The sequence below is a fragment of the Frigoribacterium sp. Leaf8 genome, assembly GCF_001421165.1.
In the GTDB taxonomy this organism is placed as follows: Bacteria; Actinomycetota; Actinomycetes; order Actinomycetales; family Microbacteriaceae; genus Frigoribacterium.
The window spans coordinates 1,359,979-1,381,131 of record NZ_LMKB01000005.1; the positions used below are offsets into that span (position 1 = coordinate 1,359,979).

Genomic DNA, 21,153 nt, shown 5'->3' on the forward strand with positions numbered 1-21,153 from the left:
AACCGGGTCGCACCGCCCTCACGGGCGGGACGTCAGGAGGCGCGGGTCAGCCCTCGACCCGGGCGACGGGCAGCCAGACCCTCATGGTCGACGGCCCGCGGTTCGCCCAGGTGGCGTAGGGCACGAGGGCGACCGCGCCGAGCGGGCCGGTCGCGTCGCCGGGCTCGCCGTACGGCCAGTCGGCGGTGGCCGCGGCCAGACGTGACACCTCGACCGTGGCACCCCGCTCGGTGGTCACCGGTTCGACCGAGGTGTCGACGACCACGTCGTTGACGTCGCCGTCGGGCAGGTCGGTCGACTCGAGCGCCAGCACGAGCGGGCCGCGCTGAACGGCGACCTGGCCGCGCACCGCGTCGATCCGGGGGTCGGGCAGGCTCCACCGGGCCTGCATCGGCAGGTCGACCGTGACGACGTCGCCCGCCGCGAACCGGCCCCGGACGGTCGTCGAGCGTCCGTCCCGCACGGACGGTGTCTGGCCGGGCGCCTCGATGCGTGCCGAGCCCGCCCACGAGGGAATGCGCAGGTCGAGGTCGACCTCGCGTCGCGTGTCGTCGCGCCAGGTGATGCGGACCGCGCCGTCGTAGGGGTAGCCGCTGCGCACCGACAGGGCGATCGGCGTGCCGTCGGAAAGGGTGGTGTCGACGTCGTACTCGCCGTACTGGTGCACCTGCAGCCCGGCCGGCGTCTTGGTCGCGAAGGTCGACTCGACGCTCGCGAGCGTGCGGGCGACGTTCGTCGGGCAGCACGAGACCTCGAACCAGGGCGCCCGGAGGCTCGACAGGGCGCGGGCGTTCAGCTCGTCCTCGTCGGGGGCGACGCCGTCGGTGCGCTGGTGCAACGTGTTCGTGTAGAAGAAGGCACGCCCGTCCTCGCGGGGCGAGGCCATCACGTTGTTGAACAGCGTGCGTTCGATCAGGTCCGCGTAGCGCGGGTCGCCTTCCTGCAGCAGCAGGCGCCACGACAGCATGTTCGAGGCGATGCCGGCGCAGGTCTCCGAGTAGGCGCGATCCGGCGGAAGCTCGAAGTCGGCACCGTACGCCTCGTCCTGGTGGTGCGAGCCCATCCCGCCGGTGACGTACGTGCGGCGCGCGACGGTCGCCTCCCACTGCCGCCGGACGGCGTCGGCGAGTTCGTCGTCGCCGGTCTCGACGGCCACGTCGAGGGCCCCGGCCGCCAGGTACAACGCCCGCACCGCGTGCCCACGCAGCACCTCGGCCTCCCGCACCGGCACGTCGTCCTGGAAGTACTCCTGGCCGTACTCGATCGGCGCCAGCAGGCCGCGGCCGCGGCGCTCGACGAAGAGGCGCGCGAGCTCGACGTAGCGGGGCTCGTCGAGGGCGCGGCCGAACTCGACGAGCGCGACCTCGATCTCGGGGTGCCCGCAGACCGCCACCCGCCCGTCGGGCCCGAACTCGACCCAGAGGTGGTCGGCCAGGCGGCGGGCGACGTCGACCAGGGCGCTCTCGATGCCGGTCCTCTCGGCCGCGACGGCCGCCTGGACGAGGTGGCCGAAGCTGTAGAGCTCGTGGCCCCATTCGAGGTTCGAGTAGCGGGCGGGCTGCCAGGGACGACCGAAGCTGGTGTGCAGGTAGCCGTCGTCGTCCTGCGCCGAGGCGACCCGGTACACCAGCTGGTCGTAGCGCGACGAGAGGTCGGCGTCGTGCGATCGGCCGAGCTCCCACGCCATGCCCTCGAGCAGCTTGTAGACCTCGCTGTCGACGAACTCGATGCCGGCGTGCACCCAGCCGGCCTGATGGGACGCGGCCCGGTCGAAGTTGCCCGTCCAGCCGATGCGCTCCATCCAGTCCTCGCAGTGGCGCAGCACGACGTCGGCGTTCAGGCGTTGCTTCTCGGCCCAGTACCCGCCGGTCAGGCGGATCTCGGACGAGTCGAGCGGGGTCAGGGTCGACCGGCCGGGCCGGACCGGGCCCGAGAACGGTGCGGTCGAGGTGTGGATGGTGGTCACGGGCGTGCTCCTCGCGGGATGTGTGGTGGTCATGTCGGTTCGGTCCTGTCGGCCAGGCGCTGTCGTCTCGGGGAGGCCGGCTCAGTCCTTGACGGCACCGGCGGTGACGCCGGCGGCGACGTACCGCTGGGCGACGACGAGCAGGACGGTGGCGGGGATCGACGCGACCACGGCGGTCGCCATGATCGAGTTCCACTCCTGGTTGTTGTTGCCGATGTAGCGGTAGATGCCGAGGGTGATGGTCTGGGCCGAGCCTCCGCTGTTGAGCGTCGACGAGAAGACGAAGTCCGACCAGGCCCACAAGAACGCGAACAGCCCGACGGTGACGGCCGAGTTGCGGCTGACCGGAAGCACCACCGAGACGAACGTCCGCCACGAGCCGGCCCCGTCGAGCTTCGCGGCGCTCAGCAACTCGTCGGGGATGCCGCTCATGAACGCGGTGAAGATCAGCACGCCGAACGGCACCGCGAGCGTCGAGTCGGCGATCACGAGACCCCACCACTCGTTGAGGATGCCGAGGTTGAGGTAGATCGCGTAGAAGCCCATCGCCATGATGACCTGGGGGATCATCTGCGCGACCAGCAGGACGAAGCTGAGCGCGCCTCCCCCCTTGGGCCGCAGCTTGGCGAGCGAGTACGCGGCCGGTGCCGACAGGGCGACCGTCACGACGACGGTGCCGAGCCCGACCAGCAGGCTCGTGCCGAGGTAGGGCAGCTGCTCGGACACGACGGCCGCGTAGCCGTCGAGCGTGGGATTCGTCGGGAACCACGACGGCGGGCTCTGCCGCATCTGCGCCGTCGGCGTCAGCGAGACGTTGATCATCCAGTAGATGGGGAACAACATGATCGCCGTGAAGACGACGCCGAGGACGGTCGTGGCCAGGCTGCGCCGGCCGGCCCGCCGCGAGGAGGCGCGGCGCACGTCCGATCGCGGGGCGGGGGTCCGGGTGATGACGCTCATGACCGACTCTGCTTCCTCTGCACGCGCAGGTAGACGAATCCGCAGATCAGGGCCATCACGATCAGCAGGTTGCCGACGGCGGCCGCGGGGCCGAAGGTCGGGAGGGTCGAGCCGAAGCCCAGCTGGTACGACCAGATGGCGAAGGTGGTCGAGGCGTCGCCCGGGCCGCCCCGGGTCATGATCCAGATGATGTCGAAGACCTTCAGCGTGTAGACGAGGCCGAGCAGGATGGTGATGGCCGACACCGGGCGCAGCAGCGGGAACGTGATGCGCCAGAACTTCTGCCAGGCGTTCGCGCCGTCGAGCGCCGCCGCTTCGTAGAGGTCACCCGAGATGTTCTGCAGGCCGCTGTAGAGGATGACCAGGTTGAACGGGATGCCGATCCAGATGTTGGCGACGATCACGCTCGTCAACGCCCACTGCGGAGAGGTGAGCCAGTTGACCTGGCTGCCGCCGAAGGTCTCGATCACCGAGTTGACGACGCCGCTCTCGCTGTTGAGCATCCAGGACCAGGTCGACGCGCTGACGATCAACGGCAGCAGCCACGGCACGAGGAACAACGCGCGCAACGTCGACGACAGCGGGAACCTCTGGAAGAAGAAGACCGCGAGTGCCATGCCGATCGAGAACTGGAACGCGATCGAGACGCCCGTGAACAGCAGCGTGTTGACGAGGGCCGGGCCGAACGTCGGGCTGGCGAAGACGTCGGTGAAGTTCTCGAACCCGATGAACGGTGCCGTGCCGTCGATGAACGACCGCACGGTGTAGTCGCGGACCGACAGGTCGACGTTGCGGATCAACGGGTAGGCGTAGAAGACCGCGAGGTAGAGGACGACCGGGGCGATGAAGGCCCAGGCGGTCAGCTGGCCCGCGTCGGGGCGACGGCGACGCCTCGGGCGGCCGGGGCCGGCGGGCGGGACGTGCGTCCCGCCCGACCGTCCGTCGGGCACGGCCTCGCGACGTTCGAGGATGTCGGTGCTCATGGTCGCTCGTCCCGGGCGGTCACTTCGTGGCCGACTCGGCGGCCTGCTGGGCCTCGTCGAGGGCGTCCTGGGCCGACGACGACCCGCTGAGGCTGTTCTGGACGGCCTTCCAGAGCTGCTCCGAGATCTTCGGGTACTCGGTGCCGAGGTCGTCGCTCGTGCGCCCCTTGGCATCGCCGACGGCGGTGACCCACGGTTCGAGGTCGGGGTCGGCCTGCACCTGCTGCTCCTGCGCGTCCTTCGTCGGCGCGACGTACGACAGGGTCGTGTCGGTGGCCACGAGGTTGTCGGTGCTCGTCAGGCACGCCCGGATCTTCTCGCTGACGTCGTACCGGGCGTCGTCGCTCTGGACGGGGACCGTCAGGAACTCACCGCCCGTGGGGGCCGGTGCCGCGCCTCCGTCCTTCGCGGGGATCGAGATGATGCCGTAGTCGATGCCCGAGTCCTTGACGCCGGCCAGTTGCCAGGTGCCGTTCTCGCCGAAGGCGTACTCCCCCGTGAGGAACTCCTGCCAGCTCGTGGTCTGCGTGTTGCCGATGACCGAGTTCGGGGCGTAGCCGTCCTCGACCCACCCGGTCCAGAGGTCGAGCGCCGACACGGCGTCGTCGGACGAGAGGTCGGTCAGCTCGGCACCGGACCCCCAGTACCAGGGCAAGAACTGGAAGCTTCCTTCTTCGGTGCCGATGGCCGAGAAGGTGATGCCCTTCCCGCCGGAAGCCGAGACCTTCTCGAGGGCCGAGGTCAGGGTGTCCCAGTCGGTGATCGACGCGGGGTCGACGCCCGCCGCGTCCAGGACGGTCTTGTTGTAGTACAGCGCCAGGGTGTTGGCGCCGATGGGCACCCCGTACGTCGCACCGTCGATCTGTCCGGCCGCGAGGATGTTCTGCTCGATGTCCGAGGTGTCGGCACCGGTCTCGTCGGTGTCGGTCAGCAGGCCCGCCTCGGCCAGCGTCGAGACGACGGGGTTGTCGACGAGCAGCAGGTCGGGCGAGTTGCCCTGCTGGCCGGCGAGGAGGGCCTTGCTCGTCAGGTCGGAGGTGTCGTAGCCGGTGCGTTCGACGGTGACGCCGGCCTCGGTGCCACAGGCCTGCACCAGCTTCGCCCAGTCGGACGAGTCGTCGAACTGCGGGTACGGGTCCCAGAAGGTGTACGTCCCCGACGCGGCCGAGCTGCTGCCGCCCGACGAGCCACCGGCACACCCGGTCAGGGCGAGCGACACGGCGGCCAGACCCACGACGGCGACGGCCGTCTTCTTGCTGCGGATGAACGAGATCACAGGAATTCCTCTCTGAATGCTGCGGGTTCCTCGTTCGGAGAGCGCCGCGCGGTGCAGGGGGATGCCGGTGCGCGACCGTCTCGTCGTCGAGAAGTTGTAACCGAAACCGGTTTCGGGTTGAAAACTACATTTGGCACAGTTGCTTGTCAACACGTTCGTGAACTATTTTCGCTACATGGGTACGAGCAGCGGTGGTCGAGGGACGGGGGCGCCCGTCACGCTCGCGGATGTGGCCCGGGCCGCTGGCGTCTCGGTGGCGACCGCGTCGAAGGCCCTCAACGGGCGGGCCCAGGTGCGCGAGAGCACGCGCGTCAAGGTGCGAGAGGCCGCCGCCGCCCTGTCGTTCACCCCGAACTTCTTCGCCCAGGCCCTCAACTCCCAGCGCACCGGCACGATCGGCATGGTCACGAGCGACCTCGACAACCGTTTCGTCCTGCCCGTGCTGCTCGGCGCCGAGGACGCCTTCGGCTCGGGGTCGCTCTCGGTGCTGCTGGCCGACGCCCGCGACGACGCCCTGCGCGAGCAGTTGCACCTGCAGAACCTGCTCACCCGACGCGTCGACGGGCTCCTGATCGTGGGCCGCACCACCAACCCCCGCCCCCCGGCTCCCGTCCTCGCCGACGTGCCGGTGGTCTACGTCTACGCGCCGTCGACCGACCCGACCGACGCGTCCTTCACCCCCGACAACGTGCAGGCCGGCCGTCTCGCCGCCGAGCACCTCATCGCCAAGGGTCGGCGGCGCATCGCGCTCGTGAACGGCGAGTCGTCTTACGCCGCCTCACGCGACCGGGCGGCGGGGGTGCTGGCCGCCACGCAGGCCGCCGGGCTCGAGCTCGTCGGCGGCGCCTCGTTGTACGGGCAGTGGGGCGAGGCCTGGGGGCGGGACTGCGCGCGCCTCCTCGTCCGGGGCGACGAGACCGTCGACGCGATCGTCGCGGGCAGCGACCACATCGCCCGCGGCGTGCTCGACGCGCTGCGCGACGAGGGCCGGTCGGTGCCGGGCGACGTCGCCGTCATCGGCTTCGACAACTGGGACGTCCTCGTCCGCGAGTCACGCCCGACGCTGACCAGCGTGGACATGAACCTCGAACAGCTCGGCCGGGCGGCCGCCCAACACCTGGTCGACGCGATCGGGGGCTCGACCTCGGCGGGCGTGACCTACGGAGCCGTGCGCGTGCACGAACGCGAGTCGACCGGCTGACGCGCGGCGCGCCTCCTGCTCTGGCCCTCCGCGCCGGCCCGGTGGCCTTCTTGCCGGCCCGGTGCCGCCCCCTGCCGGCCTGCAGCGCGACGAAGAACCCGGTTCCGAACGATGCACCCAGAAGCAACGGGGTGCATGGTTCGGAACCGGGTGCGAGGCGGCAGGAGGCGCGGGTCGGCCGGCGGAGGCGCGGGTCGGCGACGGCGGAGGCGCGGGCCGGCGGGGTGCCTCAGTACTTGGCGGACTGCCCGCCGTCGATGGGCACGACGGCCGCGTTGACGTAGGTGGCGTCGTCCGACAGCAGGAAGGCGACGACCGAGGCGATCTCGTCGGCCTTGCCGTAGCGCTTGGTCGGGTTGATCTGGATGAACTGCTCGGCGGCCTTCTCGGGGTTCTCGGCGTCGATCTGACGCATCGAGGCCTCGACCATGGGCGTCCAGATGGCGCCGGGGGCGATCGCGTTGACGCGGATGCCGAACTCGCCGTACTCGACGGCCGAGTTGCGGGTCAGGCCGACGACGCCGTGCTTGGCCGCGGCGTAGCCCGACTGGTTGCCGACGCCGCGGATGCCGCCGACGCTCGCGGTGTTGACCACGGCACCGCCGTCGCCCTGCGAACGCATGACGCCGAGCACCTTCTCGAGGCCGAGGAACACCCCGCGCAGGTTGATCGAGACGACCTTGTCGAACTCGTCGGCGCCGAACCGCTCGGTGAGGTTCTGCTTGCCCTCGATGCCGGCGTTGTTGAAGAACGCGTCGATGCGCCCGAAGCGCTCGACCGTCGCCGACACGTAGCGCGCGACGTCGTCCTCGCTCGACACGTCGGCGACGACGGTCAGCACCTCGGCCCCGGGGACGGCCTCGAGCACGGCGGCCTGCGAGTCGGCGAGGCCCTTCTCCGAGACGTCGACGAGGGCGAGCTTCGCGCCCTCGCTCGCGACGCGGACGGCGGCGGCCCGGCCGAGGCCCGACCCTCCGCCGGTGATGAGGACGACCTTGTCGGTGAAACGCTCCATGGGACGGGCTCCGGTTCTCTCGTTCGGTGAGGCCCGACACGGCGCCGGGCCAGTGGTCGCGCGACCGTGCGCGACTCGCCGTAAGGCTACACATGTCGCCTTACTGCGCCCTGACCGCGGTCGCCGCGCCGCGCCTCCCGCCGCCCCGCGACGCGACGAACCCCGTTCACGAAGACGAACCACGAGAAAACGGGGTTCATCTTCGTGAACGGGGTTCGGGGCGCAGGAGGCGCGGGCCGGCGACCCGAGGAGGCGCGGGTCGACCACCCGAGGAGGCGCGGGTCAGCGCCCGGCGCGCGTCCCGATCTCGACGCCCACGATCCGCTCGTCGGCGATCGTCACGGGGTACACGTCGCCCGTCAGCCGCACCGTCGCCTCGGCCTCCCGCTCGGCGCACGAGCCGCCGACCCAGAGCTCGACGTCCCCGGGCTCGACGACCCGTCGGTGCTGCCGGTCGGTCAGCGCCAGACGGGTGGTGGGGACGCGGAAGACGACCCGCGCCTCCTCACCGGGTCCGAGCGCGACGCGCGCGTAGCCGAGCAGCTGCGCGACGGGCCGGGTGACCGAGCCGACGACGTCGTGGGCGTAGAGCTGCACGAGGTCGGTGCCGGGGCGGTCGCCCGTGTTGGCGACCGTCACCGAGGCGACGAACGAGCCACCCGCCGGCACCTCGGCCGAGTCGACGACCAGGTCGGAGCGTCGCCACGAGGTGTACGACAGCCCGTGCCCGAACGGCAGCACGGGCGTGCTGTCGGCGCTCGTCACCTCGGACGGCCCGCCGAGCACCGGGTGCAGGTACGAGAACGGCTGCGCGCCGGCCGACCGCGGCAACGACACGGGCAGGTGCCCGGACGGCTCGACGCTGCCGGTCAGGACGCCGGCGACGGCGGCCCCGCCCTCCTCCCCCGGGAAGAACGCCTGGACGACGGCGGCGGGCGCCCCCGCACCCGACACCGCCCACCCGATGGCGTACGGCCGGCCCGAGAGCACGACCATGACGGTCGGCGTGCCGGTGGCGACGACGGCCTCGACGAGCTCGCGCTGCACCCCGGGCAGCTCGAGGCTCTCGACGTCGTTGCCCTCGCCGACGGTGCCCCGGCCGAAGAGGCCGGCCCGGTCGCCGACCACGACGACCACGACGGAGGCGGCGCGGGCGGCCTCGACGGCCGCGTCGATGCGTGACCGGTCGTCGCCCTCGACGTCGCAGCCGGCCTCGACGACCACCTCGGCGGTGGGCAGCTCGATGCGGAGGGAGGCGGCGACGGTCGGCAGGTCGATGCCGAGCGGCACGCCGGGGTGGTGCGCCAGCACGTGGTTGACGAACGAGTAGCAGCCCATCAGGGCCTCGGCGCTGTCACCGTTCGGGCCGACCACCGCGACCGACGCAGGGCCGGTACCGGCGGCCCCGGCGCCTCCGGTGGCCCCCGTCGCCCCCCGCACGAGCGGGAGCACGCCGTCGTTCGTCAGCACGACGACCGACTCGTCGGCCAGCCGCCGCGCGACCGCCCGGTGCTCGGCCGAGTCGAGGTCGATCGCGGTCGGCGGCGGCGTCTCGAACGTCTCGTCGAGCAGCCCGAGCTCCTCCTTCTCGGCGAGCACGCGGATCACCGCCCGGTCGACCAGCGCCTCGTCCACGTCTCCGGCGCGCACCCGCTCGGCGAGGGGCGCGAGGTAGGCGTCACCGGTGGGCAACTCGACGTCGATGCCGGCCTCGAGGGCCAGCGCGGCGGCCTCGCCCCGGTCGGCCGCGACGGCGTGCATCACCTGCAGGAACGCCACCGAGAAGTAGTCCGACACGACCACGCCGTCGAACCCCCATCTGCGGCGCAGCACCTCGGTCAGGTACGACGGCGTCCCGGCGACCGGCACCCCGTCGATCTCGGCGTACGAGTTCATCACCGACCGCACCCCGCCGTCGAGCACGGCCATCTCGAACGGCGGCAACAGCACGTCCTCGACGAACCGCGGTCCGACCTGCGCCGGTGCGTGGTTGCGCCCCGCCGCCGAGGTCGAGTAGCCGACGAAGTGCTTGAGCGTCGCGTGCACGCCGGCCGCCTGCAGCCCCTTCACGTAGGCGGTGCCGATCGTGCCGACGACGTAGGGGTCCTCGGCGATGCACTCGTCGACCCGACCCCAGCGGGTGTCACGGATGACGTCGAGCACGGGTGCGAGCCCCTGGTGCACGCCGAGGTCGCGCATGGACCCGCCGATCAGCCGGGCCATCTCCTCGACCAGCTCGGGGTCGAACGACGCGCCCCAGGCGAGCGGCGTCGGGAACGTCGCGGCCTGCCAGGCGGCGAGGCCGGTCAGGCACTCCTCGTGCACCAGCGCGGGGATGCCCAGTCGGGTCTCGTCCCGCAGGCGGCGCTGTTCGCGCCACAACCAGGAGGCGCGCTCGACGGGGTCCACCGGCCGCGTCCCGTAGACCCGCGTCAGGTGCCCGAGCCCGTGTCGGGTCGCCTCGACGTAGTCGCCCGACGTCGCCATCTCGCCCTGCATCGGGGCGACGTTCTCGGCCCCCTGGTCGACCCACCAGCCGACCAGCTGGGCGAGCTTCTCGTCGAGGGTCATCTCGGCCAGCAGCGACGCCACCCGGTCGGAGGCGCGGGGTTCGCCGACCGTGAGGGCCTGCGGTCGGTGAGCGGTGTCGGTCATGTCGGCTCGCGCCTCCTGGTCTGTGACGGTGTCGGTGGCGGTCATCCCTTGACCGCCCCGGTGAGCCCGCCGACGATGCGGCGTTCGAAGAGGCTGAAGAAGATCAACGCGGGCAGCATCGAGAGCGCCGTGAAGGCGAGCACCCGTGCCGTGTCGACCGAGTACTGCGACGAGAACGCCTGCACGCCGAGCGGCAGGGTGAACGTCGACGGGTCGTTGAGGATGAACAGCGGCAGCAGGTACGAGTTCCAGGCACCGATGAAGGCGAGGATGCCGACCGTGATCACGCCGGGCAACGACAGCCGGACGACCATCCGGAAGAAGAAGCCGAGGCGGCTGCAGCCGTCGATGAACGCGGCCTCCTCGATCTCGTCGGGGATCGCGCGGAGGAACGGCACGAGGATGATGATCGTCGTCGGCAGGGCGAAGGCGATCTGCGGCAGGATGACGCCGGCCAGCGAGTTCGTCAGGCCCAGGTCGCGGATCACGAGGTACAGCGGCGTGATCGCGACGGTCATCGGGAACATCAGGCCCGCCGCGAAGAGCGCGTAGAGCACCCCGCGACCGGCGAACCGGTACCGCGCCAGGACGTAGCTGGCGGCCAGGCCGAGCGCCACCGTGCCGATCGTGGTCGCCCCGGCCGAGATCAGCGAGTTGCCGACCTGTCGCCAGAACGTGCCGCCGGTCAGGACGTCGAGGTAGTTGCCGACCTGCCACGGGCTCGGGAACCCGGACGGGTCCGTCGTGATCTGCGCGTTGGTGCGGAACCCGCCGATCACGATGAACGCGACGGGCGCGAGCATCGCCACGATGACGACCACCGCGACCACGTACGCGACGCCGCGGCCGGGGTCGGCGATGCCGCGCCTCCTGCGGGTCGACGGCCGGGGCGCCGCGGGCGCGGGGGTGCCGCCGCGGGGGCGGGCGGGCAGGGTGCTGGCGGTCATCGTTCTTCTCCTGCGGTGGTGGCGGAGGTCGTGACGGCCCCGGCCGTGTCGCGTCGCAGCACGAAGCGCTGGTAGACGAGGGCGACGACGAGCGAGATGAGGAACAGCACGACCGCGACGGCGTTGCCGTAGCCGTAACTGCCCGAGGTGCGGCCGTTGGCCACCATGTAGGTCGCCATGGTCGACGTGCCGGCGGTGGCCGCGATGTACTGACCCCAGATGATGTAGACGAGGTCGAACAGCTGCAGTGAGCCGATGATCGACAGGAACGCCCAGATGCGCAGCGTCGGTCCGAGCAGCGGCAGCGTGATGCGGCGCTGGATCTGCCACCAGCTCGCGCCGTCGATGGCCGCGGCCTCGCTGAGCTCCTCGGGCACGCCCTGCAGCCCGGCCAGGAAGAGGATGACGGCGAAGCCGACGTACTTCCAGGTGATGATGACGAGCAGGGTCCAGATCGCGATGCTCGGGTCGGCGAGCCAGTCGGTCGCGAACGAGCCGAGGCCGACCTTGGTGAGCAGGTCGTTGACGGCGCCGCTGCCCTGGAGCATGAGGCTCCAGCCCGTACCGACGACGACCTCGCTGATGACGTAGGGCACGAAGATCAGCACGCGGATGAGCGACTGACCGCGCAGCTTGCGGTTGAGCAGCAACGCGAGCCCGATGGCCACCGGGCCCTGCAGCACGAGCGAGAGCACGACGATCGTGGCGTTGTGCCGCAACGCGTCGAGGAAGGTCGGGTCCTGGAAGATCGTGACGTAGTTGCGGAACCCGACGAAGTCGGTCGGCGGACCGAAGCCCGACCAGCTGAAGAAGCCGTAGTAGGCGGCCATCACGATCGGGAAGACCACGAACGCCAGGAACACCACGAGGGCGGGACCGACGAGCAGGGCGATCTCGAGGCCGCGGGCGCCACGCCCCTTCCGGGACACGGCCCGGGAGGCCGCCGGGGGCGAGGCGAGTGCCTCGCCCCCGGCGGTGGCGTGAGGCCGCGAGGGTGCGGCGGGCCGCACGGAGGGTTCGCGGAGACTCACGATCCGACCTCTACGCCTTCTTGGCGGCGGCGTCGACGGCGTCGACGAACTGCTGCGGCGTGCCGTCACCCGAGAGCAGGTCGACCACGGCGACGTTCATCGCGTTGCCGACGTTCAGGCCGTAGACGGTGTCGAGCCACTGCGAGACGAAGGGGGCGTCGTTGTAGGCGCTGAGCACGTCCTGCAGGTAGGGCTCGGTGACGGCCTCCTGGGCGACCGTGTTGACGGGAGGCGCGTTGAAGGCCTTGTAGTAGGCCGTCTGCACGTCGGGGGTCGCCAGGTAGTTCAGGAAGTCGACGCACGAGTCGGGCGCACCGGCCGAGCACGAGTACCCGTCGACCCCGCCCATGATGGCGCCGGTCTCGCCGTCACCGCCGTCGACGGCGGGGAAGGGGAACCAGCCCAGGTCGGACAGCGGCTGCTGGTCGGGCGTGAGCGAGGCGATGACGCCGGGGTTCCAGGCACCCATGAGCTCCATGCCCGCCTGGTGGTTGGCGATCAGGCCGGCCGAGCTGCCGGCGCCCTGCTGGGCCGCCGTGGTGAGGAACCCGTCGTTGAACGGCTCGGTGTCGCGGAAGTCGGCGAGGTCCTCGGCCGCCTTGACCCAGCAGTCGTCGCTGAAGTCACGGTCGGTCGCGGCCTTCTCGAGCACGTCCGAGCTGCACGAGCGCAGCGCGAAGAAGAAGTACCAGTGGGCGGCGGGCCAGGCGTCCTTGCCACCGAGGGCGACGGGCGAGACGCCCGAGCCCTCCAGGGCGGTGACGGCCTGGTCGAGCTCGTCCATCGTCTTCGGGGCCTCGGTGATGCCGGCGGCGTCGAAGAGGTCCTGGCTGTACCAGAAGCCACCGGGGAGCACGGCGACGGGCATCGAGTACACCTTGCCGTCGACCGAGCCCGACCCGAAGGTCCCCTCGCTGATGTCCTTCTTGGCGTCGTCCGAGATGACGTCGGTGAGGTCCTTGACCTGTCCGGCCGAGACCATGGCCTGGAGCTTGCCGCCGCCGCGCTGCAGGAACACGTCGGGGGCGTCGCCCGAGTTGAGGGCGGTCTGCAGCTTGCTGTCGAAGTCCTCGTTCTGCACGGTCTGGACGTCGATCTTCACGTCCGGGTTGGCCTTCTCGAAGTCGGCCGCGGTGGCCGTCCAGAAGTCCTGGCCGGGGCCGGTCGTCGAGTTCTGCCAGAGGGTGAGCGTGCCGTCGTCCGACCCGCTTCCGCCCCCGGTGCTGCAGCCGGTCAGCAGTCCCGCTCCGATCAGCAGGGCCGCAGACCCGGCCAGGAGCCGTCGAGATGTGGTCATGGTTCCACCTTTTCCTCTTCGTTGAGCGGCCGTGGTCGACCGAGCGTGCCGTGCTCCGATGCGCGGCATGGCCTCAGTGTCGAAAACGTCCGGACCGGTGTCAAACGTTTTCGAAAACCATTTCCGTCGGGCTAGGCTGCCGACGTGATGACGGCACGGGTGACGATCCACGACGTGGCACGAGCTGCCGGGGTGTCGGTCGCGACGGTGTCCAAGGCGGTCAACGGCCGCTACGGCGTCTCGGCCCAGGCGATCGAGCGCGTGATGGCGGCGGTGGACGAGCTCGGTTACGAGTCGAGCCTGGTGGCCAGCAGCATGCGGGCCCGCCGCACCGGGGTGATCGGCGTGCTCGTGGCCGACTTCGAGCCGTTCAGCTCGGAGGTGCTCAAGGGGGTCGGGGCGGCCGTCCGGTCGAGGGGCGCCGAGTACGACCTGCTGGCCTACAGCGGGGCGCACCGCGGCGAGAACACCGGGTGGGAGCGTCGCTCGCTCAGCCGGTTGAGCGGCACGCTGATCGACGGCGCGATCCTCGTCACGCCCTCGGTGCTGACCACCGCCGCGAGCATCCCCGTGGTGGCCGTCGACCCGCACACCGGGCGCACCGACCTGCCGTCGGTCGAGGGCGACAGCCGGGGCGGGGCGCTGCTCGCCGTCGAGCACCTTCTCGGCCTGGGGCACCGGCGCATCGGCTTCCTGGCCGGGCGTCCCGACCTGCGCTCGGCGTCGTTGCGCGAGGTGGGCTACGTGCAGGCGCTCCGGGCGGCCGGCATCACCCGCGACCCGGCGCTGACCCGCAACGGCGACTTCGAGTTGACGGCCTCGCGCCAGGCGGCCCGCTCGCTGCTGACGAGCCCCGACCGGCCGACGGCCGTCTTCGCCGCCAACGACCTCTCGGCCATCGCCCTGCTGCGCACCGCGCTCGACCTCGGCCTGCGGGTGCCCGACGACCTCAGCATCGTCGGGTTCGACGACATCCCCGAGGCCTCCCGCGAGTCGCCTCCGCTGACCACCGTGCAGCAGCCGATGCAGCGGCTCGGCAGCGCGGCGGCGGGCATGCTCTTCACGATGCTCGAGGGCGGCGAACCGGCCGCGCCCGAGGTGCAGCTGCCGACGCGGCTCGTGGTGCGCGGGACGACGGGGCCGCCGCGCGGGTGAGCCCGGCGGAACCGGTTGCCTGTTTACACTTCCCTACGCCCCGGCGTACCCTTGTGTGCATGCCTGAGCAGAGCGTGGCCGACTACGCCGCCAAGAACGGCCTGTCGGTTCGACGTGTCCAGGCCCAGGCTGCGAGCGGCGCACTGCCCGCACGACGGGTCGCGGGGCGTTGGCTGATCGATGAGTCGCTCGAACACCGTGCCGTCGCACGGCGCCCTCTCGGTGCGCGCATGCAGAAGGCCCTGTCCGCACGACTCGAGGATCTCGACGACGGGTTGACGCCTACGGAGAAGGTGCGCCTCGTGAGGCACCTCGACGACTTGCGGTCAGCCGACGACCCCGCCGACCTGATCTGGGCGTGGTTCCGACCTCGGCAGCCCCTGCGACTCGACGGACTCGCGAGCGACGTCGCCGACCTCCCCGGCGACGCCCGAATCGTCCCGTCCGGGTTCAGCGACCCGCGCGCCGGGATCGCGGCCGCCGGAATGCTCGAGGCCCACGTCGGCACCGACGACCTCGACGCCGTACTCGACGACTTCATCCTCGAACCCTCCGACCGGCCGACCGTCCTGTTGCACGTCGACGACGCCCGCCCCGTCCATCCGGTGCCACTAGCGGTCCTTCTCGTGGATCTCGCACAGAGTCCCGGGCCGCGCGAGCGTGCCCAGGTGGGCCGTCTCGTGGCCGAGCGCCTGTCATGACGATCGTCGCCCCCGTCATGACCCCGGCTCAGGCAGCCGCATGGCATTCCCTCTTCGCCGTCCACCGACGACTGCCGACCGGCTGGTGCCTCGTCGGAGGCCAGATGGTCCATTCGTTGTGCTGGGAGCACGGAATCACCGCATCCCGCCCCACCGAGGACGCCGACGCCGCACTCGACGTCCGGGCACACCCCCGGATGCTCTACGACTTCACCCGCAGCCTGGCGGACCTCGGTTACGGGCCGGACGGTGAATCGTGGAACGGGCACCACCACCGGTGGGTCAACGGGTCGGCACAGATCGACGTCCTGATCCCTCGCTTCCTCGGCGAGCGTGCCGATTCCCGACGTGGCGCATCAGGTGGGACGACGATCGCTTCCGCGGGCGCACAAGGGGCGCTGAACCGAGCAGGGCCCGTGCGGATCGAGGTCGCCGGTGTCGTCGGGACGGTTCTCCGGCCGACGTTGCAAGGAGCCTTGTTCGCGAAGGCGGCTGCTCTCGTCAACGACGATCCGAATCCCGACCGCCATCTTCTCGACATCGCCTTGCTCGGCACGGCGGTGGGCAGGACCGTGCGTCTCGCCGAAGGCGCGACCACCGTCGAGAAGCGTCGCCTGCTCTCCGCCCTGGAACGGCTCGATCGCCGCCCGGCTCTGACGGCCGGGATCGACCGCGGCCCCGGGGTGACCCGCCGACTCCGACTCGCCCTGGACCGGACCTGACGACCCCGCAGACCCCGGTGTCGCCCTTGACACCAGAGTCCGTGCCGAGAGTTCGGGCTCCCGACCGTGCCGACGGTTCGGGCCGCCGACGGCGTGCCGCGACAGGGTCGGTCGGACACGGGGCACCCCGGGAGGCACCCGGGCATGTCTTCGGAGCGGCCCGCCTCCCCCGTTTGGGCGACGTCGCGAGAAAACGGGAACGCAGGAGGCGCGGGTCACGCGACCCGCGCCTCCTGCGTCCCCGGGGCCGTCAGGCCCGGCCGATCAGGCCCGACCGGTCAGGCCCAGAGGAACGGCACCACGAACACCAGCAACGTGACGACCGGCCCGATGACCACCATCGAGAGGCCCCATCGGGTCAGGTGCCGGTAGAGGCGCGGACGGTCCTCTTCCACGCCCGAGGCGACGATGGTCGCGCCGGTCGTGCCGAACGGGGCGCAGTCGACGAGCGACGCGGAGATCGCCAGGGCGTAGATGAAGCCGGTCATCTCGAGTCCGCCGCCCGGCACGAGCAAGGGGACGGCGAGCGGGATGAGCGCACCCAGGATGCCGATGGTCGACGCGAAGGCCGACACCAGTCCGGCGATCACGCAGATGACGAACGCGGCGAGCAGCGGCGACGAGACCGACCGGGCGACCTCGCCGAGCTGGTCGATGGCACCGAGCCGCGCCAGCACGCCGACGTACGTGATGATCCCGCCGAGCAGCAGGATGGTGTTCCAGTCGACGCGCGCCAGCGACGCCCGGCCCACGTCGGGCTTCACGAAGGCGAGGAAGACGGCGAGCGTCAGCGCGACGGCACCGAGGTTCAGGTCGACGTCGAGCAGCGTGATCGTGAAGAAGCCGACGATCAGCACGGGGATGCTCACGAGCACGACGACCTGGTAGGCGCCCAGCCGGGTGGCCGTGGCCGGCTCCGTCAGCACGGCCGTGCCGCCCGCACCGCGCCCCGTACCTGCACCGGCACCGCGCCCGGCACCGCGCGTGCCGCCGGTCCCGCCGCCTGCCGTCGTGGCCCGGGCCGCGCCCGCCGCCCGGGTCCGGGCGATCAGCTCGCGACCGCCGAACAGGAAGAACGCGACCAGCACGACGAGCGTGTTGACGCCCACCGAGAGGCCGAACATGAGACCCGGGTTGTAGGGGATGCCCGAGGCCCGCGCCACCGTCATGACCGTGATGCCGTTGATGCTGGTCGGGGCGAGGGCGCCACCGACGATGGCCGAGCTCATGACGATGCCCATCATCGTCGAGTGGATCTTGTGCTTGTGCGCCAGGCTCATCGCGATCGGCACGATCGTGAACGCCGCGTGCGACGTGCCGAGGCAGGCGACCAGCGTGCCGATGACGAACATCGCCCACGGGATCAGCGCCACGCGGTCGCCGATCAACCCGACCGAGCGGTCGACCAGCCAGTCGACCACCCCGGTCTCGCGGGCGATGCCGAACAGGTAGGTGATGCCGAGCAGGATCAACAGGGCGTCGACCGGGAATCCGCCGAGGACGCCGTCCAGGCTCTCGCCCACGACGAGCACGCCGACGAGGAGGGCCGCGACGAGCGCCAGGGCTCCCATGTGCACGTTGCGGATCGCCGAGAGGGCGAAGACCGCCACCAGGACGATCAGCGCGACGAGCTCGACGCTCACGAGGTCGCCGCCGGGGTGGGTTCGGTCGGGTCGGGGGTGTAGGGCATCGTCGTCGATCTCCTGGTTCGGGGTGTCGCGGGTCGGGAGGGGGAAGGGGAAAGGTCGAGGAGGCGCGGGTCAGCGACCCAGCGCGAGCCCGGCCCGGTAGGCCGCCAGCGCCGCCTCGGGCACGTCGGCGAGGTCGTCCAGTCGCACGAGGTCGCCGGGGGCCACGTCGGCCACGAGCCGCGCGCCGCCGAGCAGGTAGTAGGGCGCGATGCCGTCGTCGTCGGGGTCGACGATGACGGGGGCGACACCGGCGATCTCGTGGTGGTGGCCCTCGACGCGGAAGGCGGTGCCGGCCGACAGGGCCTCGCCGGCACGGGCCGCGAGGACCGTGTGCTGCCGGGGCTCGGGCAGGCGTGACGTCCCGTCGACGGCGGCGACGATGCTCAGCGGGGTCTCGACGCCCATGAAGTGGTACGGCCAGTAGATGCAGGCGTGACGGCCGTCGCGGCTGACGACGTGCCCCTTGCCGCGCAGCGTCTCCCAGGTGACGGGGTCGCCGGTGCGCACGATCACGAACACGCCGCCGGCGAAGCTGGCCTCACCCGGCAGGCGGAGCATCGAGAAGACGTCGACGACGCCGGTGCGGCCGAGCAGACCGCCGTCCTCGCGTGCCGTGTAGAGGTCGGCGAGCTCGTCCGGGCGGGCGACGGGGTAGTGCAGGGCCTCCACGTCGGCGCGGGCGCCGGTGTAGAGCGAGACGACGTTCATCTCGCAGGAGTCGGCGGCCGCCGCCCGCTTGAGGCCGGCGACCGCCGCGGCACGCGCCTCGACCGTCGCCAGGGGGTCGTCGCCCAGGTCGAGCAGCGATGCCAGGGAGGGGGCGTGCACGGTCGTGCCGGCCTGGTCGACGACGCCCGTGGCCGGGTCGAACGCGAGGTCGTACTCGCCCGACTTGCCGAGGGCCACGACGTCGAAGCCGCACTCGAGCACCCACGCCACGAGACGCAACAGGTTCGCGGGCTGGTCGCCGTCGCCGGGCAGGTACCGCAGACCGGCCGCACGGGCCTTGGCGCTCAGCGCCACGCCGGCGACGGACTCGACCTCCTTGCTGACCATGACGACGTGCACCCCGCGGTCGAGCGCGGTGTCCGCGTAGCCGTGCCCGGCCTCGATGCGACCGGTGGCCTCGACGAGGACGTCGACACCGTCCCAGTCGACGGCCGAGGCATCGGCGATCACGGCGATCGAGCCGGCCGAGACCGCCTCGGCGGTCGCCGCCGCCGTCGACGGCGTCGCGACGGACGAGGTGGGTACCCCGAGCTCGTGGAGCATGGCCGTCACCCCGTCGACGTCGGGGTCGACGAGCTGCGTGGCCGTCAGGTCGGGCAGGCGGCGCAGCTGGTCGAGCAGCGTGCGGCCGTAGCCACCGTTCGCGCCGGTGAGGAGGACGCGGACCGGAGTCGCGCGAGACGTCGTCGAGTGGAGGATCACCGTTGTTCCCGTTCGTTCAAGAGGCCAGGAGCGGCCCGGGCGAGCATGGCAACTGTAGCGAGACTTATCAAATTGTCAAACATCGCACCAAATAGTCACATAGACTGTCCTCGCCCACCCGCCCAGACCGAGGCGTCGTGAGCCCGCCCGCCACCGAGAGGTCCCGCATGTTGATAGGTGCCGTCGCCGACGACTTCACCGGAGCCACCGATCTCGCCTCGGGCTTCCGCCGCCGCGGCCTCGAGACGGTCGTCGTCGTCGACCCCGCCGTCGTCGAGCCGGCGACGTACGCCGGCGTCGACGCGGTGGTGGTGGCCCTGAAGACCCGCACGGCCCGGGTCGACGAGGCCGTCGCGCGGTCCACCGCCGCCCTGTCCTGGCTGGTCGAGGCGGGTGCCGAGCGGTTCGCCCTGAAGTACTGCTCGACCTTCGACTCGACCGACGAGGGCAACATCGGGCCCGTCCTCGACGCCTTCCGCGACCGGCTCGGGGTCGAGCGCGTGATCGTCGTCCCCGCGTTCCCCGCCAACGGCCGGACCGTCCGAGAGGGTCGCCTGTTCGTCGGCGACGACCTGCTCGAGGACTCGCCGATGCGTCACCACCCGTTGACGCCCATGACGCGCTCGAGGCTGCGCGACCTGCTCGCGCCGCAGACCCGGGCCACCGTCACCGAGGTCCCCCTGCGGGACGTCCGCGCCGGGGCCGACGCCCTCCGTTCGACCCTCGACGACGCGCCGGCCGGCTACCTCGTCGTCGACGCGGTGGACGACGACGACCTCGTGACCATCGGCCGCGCGACGGCACACCACCGCCTCCTCAGCGGCGGTGCGGGCCTCGCCCTCGGCGTCGGTGCCGACCACGCACCCGCCCCCGCCCTGCCCGCCGAGTTCTCGCACGTGACGGGGCGTCGCCTCGTGGTCTGCGGTTCGGCGTCCACCGCCACCCGTGGCCAGATCGCCCACGCGGCGGCCACGCACCCCACGCGCAAGGTCGACCTCGAGGCCGCCACGACCGACCCCGCTGCCGAGATCGCCGAGTTGACCGCGTGGGTGCGCGGCCTCGACGCCGACGCGGTCCCCGTCGTCTACTCGGTCGGCGACCCGTCCGACGTCGTGGCGGCCACCGACCGCGCCACGTCCGACGCCACCCCCGACGCGGCGGCCCTGGTCGAGGCGGTCCTGTCGACCCTGGTGCACGACCTCGTCGCCGACGGCACCGTGGGGCGGGTCGTCGTCGCCGGTGGCGAGACCAGCGGCGCCGTCGTCACGGCGCTCGGGGCACCCGCCCTGGTCATCGGACCACCGCTCGGCCCCGGCGTCTGCTGGAGCGCCGCGACGACGAGCGGCGGCCGACCGGTCGCCCTCGTCCTGAAGAGCGGCAACTTCGGTGCCGCCGACCTGTTCTCGACCGCCTGGGAGGCCCTCTCGTGACCGCCACGACCACGAAGTCCGCGAAGACCGCGGCCGAACGACTCGTCGACGCCGGCCGCGCCCTCGTCGCCGCCGGTCTGAGCCCCGGCAGCTCGGGCAACGTCAGCGTCCGCGACGGTGAGCAGCTGCTGATGACCGGCACGGGCACCATGCTCGGGTCGCTCACGGTCGACGACCTCTCGGTGCTCGCCCTCGACGGCACGGTGCTCGCCGGCCCCAAGCCGTCGAAGGAGGTCGCCCTGCACCTGGCGCTCTACCTCAAGAACCCCGGGCACCGGGCCGTCGTGCACGTCCACTCCCCGTCCGCGGTCGCCCTGTCCTGCCTCGAGCCCTGGTCCGAGCACTGCGCCGTGCCCCCGCTGACGCCGTACTCGCTCATGCGGGTCGGCCAGGTCCCGCTGCTGCCCTTCGTCGCCCCCGGCGACCCGGCCATGGGGTCGTTGGTCACCGACAGTCCGCTGCCGTTCCGCGCCGCACTGCTGTCGAACCACGGCAGCGTCGTGAGCGGCGAGGACGTCGACCGGGCCGTCCTCGGTGCCGTCGAGGTCGAGGAGGCCTGCCGGATCGCCCTGCTGACCCAGGGCGCCGACCGCCGCCTCATCCCTGCCGACCAGGTGGCCGCCATCACCGCGGCGTCGGGCATGCCGTGGACGGGTCCCACCGCACTAGGCTGACCGACGCGAGAAAGGCCG

Annotated in this window: 17 protein-coding genes; 6 read left to right on the forward strand and 11 right to left on the reverse strand. The window is 71.7% G+C overall.

Going from position 1 to position 21,153, the window contains the following annotated elements; all coding sequences use genetic code 11:
- Positions 1-46: 46 nt before the first annotated feature.
- The 4 genes from ASL10_RS11030 to ASL10_RS11045 form a co-directional block, all read right to left on the reverse strand.
- On the reverse strand, positions 47-1,999 hold the full coding sequence (locus ASL10_RS11030) for a glycoside hydrolase family 127 protein (RefSeq protein ID WP_056047121.1): 1,953 nt from the start codon (positions 1,997-1,999) through the stop codon (positions 47-49).
- Between the two features lie 48 nt (positions 2,000-2,047).
- Positions 2,048-2,809 carry a carbohydrate ABC transporter permease gene (locus ASL10_RS11035; RefSeq protein ID WP_055978139.1) on the reverse strand — a complete coding sequence of 254 codons (762 nt, stop codon included), beginning with the start codon at positions 2,807-2,809 and terminating at the stop codon, positions 2,048-2,050.
- 113 nt (positions 2,810-2,922) lie between these two features.
- Positions 2,923-3,909, reverse strand: coding sequence for a carbohydrate ABC transporter permease (locus ASL10_RS11040; protein ID WP_082452496.1), 987 nt, complete (start codon positions 3,907-3,909; stop codon positions 2,923-2,925).
- Positions 3,910-3,928: 19 nt separating this feature from the next.
- Positions 3,929-5,185 (reverse strand): extracellular solute-binding protein, encoded by a 1,257-nt coding sequence (locus ASL10_RS11045; RefSeq protein WP_235452694.1) that lies wholly within the window; start codon positions 5,183-5,185, stop codon positions 3,929-3,931.
- Positions 5,186-5,315: 130 nt separating this feature from the next.
- Here ASL10_RS11045 and ASL10_RS11050 point away from each other — a divergent pair, with 130 nt between their 5' ends.
- Positions 5,316-6,386, forward strand: coding sequence for a LacI family DNA-binding transcriptional regulator (locus tag ASL10_RS11050; RefSeq protein WP_342211828.1), 1,071 nt, complete (start codon positions 5,316-5,318; stop codon positions 6,384-6,386).
- Between the two features lie 229 nt (positions 6,387-6,615).
- Here the strand turns inward: ASL10_RS11050 and ASL10_RS11055 are convergent, their stop codons facing one another.
- The 5 genes from ASL10_RS11055 to ASL10_RS11075 form a co-directional block, all read right to left on the reverse strand.
- Positions 6,616-7,401 carry an SDR family oxidoreductase gene (locus tag ASL10_RS11055; protein ID WP_043597604.1) on the reverse strand — a complete coding sequence of 262 codons (786 nt, stop codon included), beginning with the start codon at positions 7,399-7,401 and terminating at the stop codon, positions 6,616-6,618.
- A gap of 282 nt (positions 7,402-7,683) precedes the next feature.
- Positions 7,684-10,056, reverse strand: a complete 2,373-nt coding sequence (locus ASL10_RS11060) for a beta-glucosidase (RefSeq protein WP_056047967.1) — start codon at positions 10,054-10,056, stop codon at positions 7,684-7,686.
- Between the two features lie 41 nt (positions 10,057-10,097).
- Entirely contained in the window at positions 10,098-11,003 is a 906-nt protein-coding gene (locus ASL10_RS11065; protein ID WP_056047129.1) for a carbohydrate ABC transporter permease, read from the reverse strand.
- Positions 11,000-12,034, reverse strand: a complete 1,035-nt coding sequence (locus ASL10_RS11070; protein ID WP_056047131.1) for a carbohydrate ABC transporter permease — start codon at positions 12,032-12,034, stop codon at positions 11,000-11,002. Before ASL10_RS11070 ends, ASL10_RS11065 begins: the two co-directional genes overlap by 4 nt.
- 10 nt (positions 12,035-12,044) lie before the next feature.
- Positions 12,045-13,331, reverse strand: coding sequence for an ABC transporter substrate-binding protein (locus ASL10_RS11075; protein WP_056047136.1), 1,287 nt, complete (start codon positions 13,329-13,331; stop codon positions 12,045-12,047).
- Between the two features lie 147 nt (positions 13,332-13,478).
- Between ASL10_RS11075 and ASL10_RS11080 the strand changes: the two genes are divergently transcribed.
- The 3 genes from ASL10_RS11080 to ASL10_RS11090 are packed head-to-tail and all read left to right on the forward strand — an operon-like array spanning position 13,479 to position 15,909.
- Positions 13,479-14,486, forward strand: a complete 1,008-nt coding sequence (locus tag ASL10_RS11080; protein ID WP_056047138.1) for a LacI family DNA-binding transcriptional regulator — start codon at positions 13,479-13,481, stop codon at positions 14,484-14,486.
- A gap of 59 nt (positions 14,487-14,545) precedes the next feature.
- Positions 14,546-15,187, forward strand: a complete 642-nt coding sequence (locus ASL10_RS11085; protein WP_123571913.1) for a hypothetical protein — start codon at positions 14,546-14,548, stop codon at positions 15,185-15,187.
- The gene (locus ASL10_RS11090) at positions 15,184-15,909 is read left to right on the forward strand and encodes a hypothetical protein (RefSeq protein WP_056047144.1); all 726 of its coding nucleotides are present in this window, start codon (positions 15,184-15,186) and stop codon (positions 15,907-15,909) included. The genes ASL10_RS11085 and ASL10_RS11090 overlap by 4 nt, the downstream gene beginning before the upstream one ends.
- A gap of 278 nt (positions 15,910-16,187) precedes the next feature.
- Here the strand turns inward: ASL10_RS11090 and ASL10_RS11095 are convergent, their stop codons facing one another.
- Positions 16,188-17,552 (reverse strand): SLC13 family permease, encoded by a 1,365-nt coding sequence (locus ASL10_RS11095; protein WP_056047147.1) that lies wholly within the window; start codon positions 17,550-17,552, stop codon positions 16,188-16,190.
- 117 nt (positions 17,553-17,669) lie between these two features.
- Positions 17,670-19,031 carry a homoserine dehydrogenase gene (locus ASL10_RS11100; protein ID WP_056047149.1) on the reverse strand — a complete coding sequence of 454 codons (1,362 nt, stop codon included), beginning with the start codon at positions 19,029-19,031 and terminating at the stop codon, positions 17,670-17,672.
- 167 nt (positions 19,032-19,198) lie between these two features.
- On the opposite strand from ASL10_RS11100, the gene otnK reads away from it, so the two are divergent.
- Both otnK and ASL10_RS11110 read left to right on the forward strand, forming a co-directional pair.
- Positions 19,199-20,461, forward strand: coding sequence for a 3-oxo-tetronate kinase (otnK, locus tag ASL10_RS11105; protein WP_056047152.1), 1,263 nt, complete (start codon positions 19,199-19,201; stop codon positions 20,459-20,461).
- On the forward strand, positions 20,458-21,135 hold the full coding sequence (locus tag ASL10_RS11110) for a class II aldolase/adducin family protein (RefSeq protein ID WP_056047156.1): 678 nt from the start codon (positions 20,458-20,460) through the stop codon (positions 21,133-21,135). The genes otnK and ASL10_RS11110 overlap by 4 nt, the downstream gene beginning before the upstream one ends.
- Positions 21,136-21,153 lie beyond the last annotated feature (18 nt).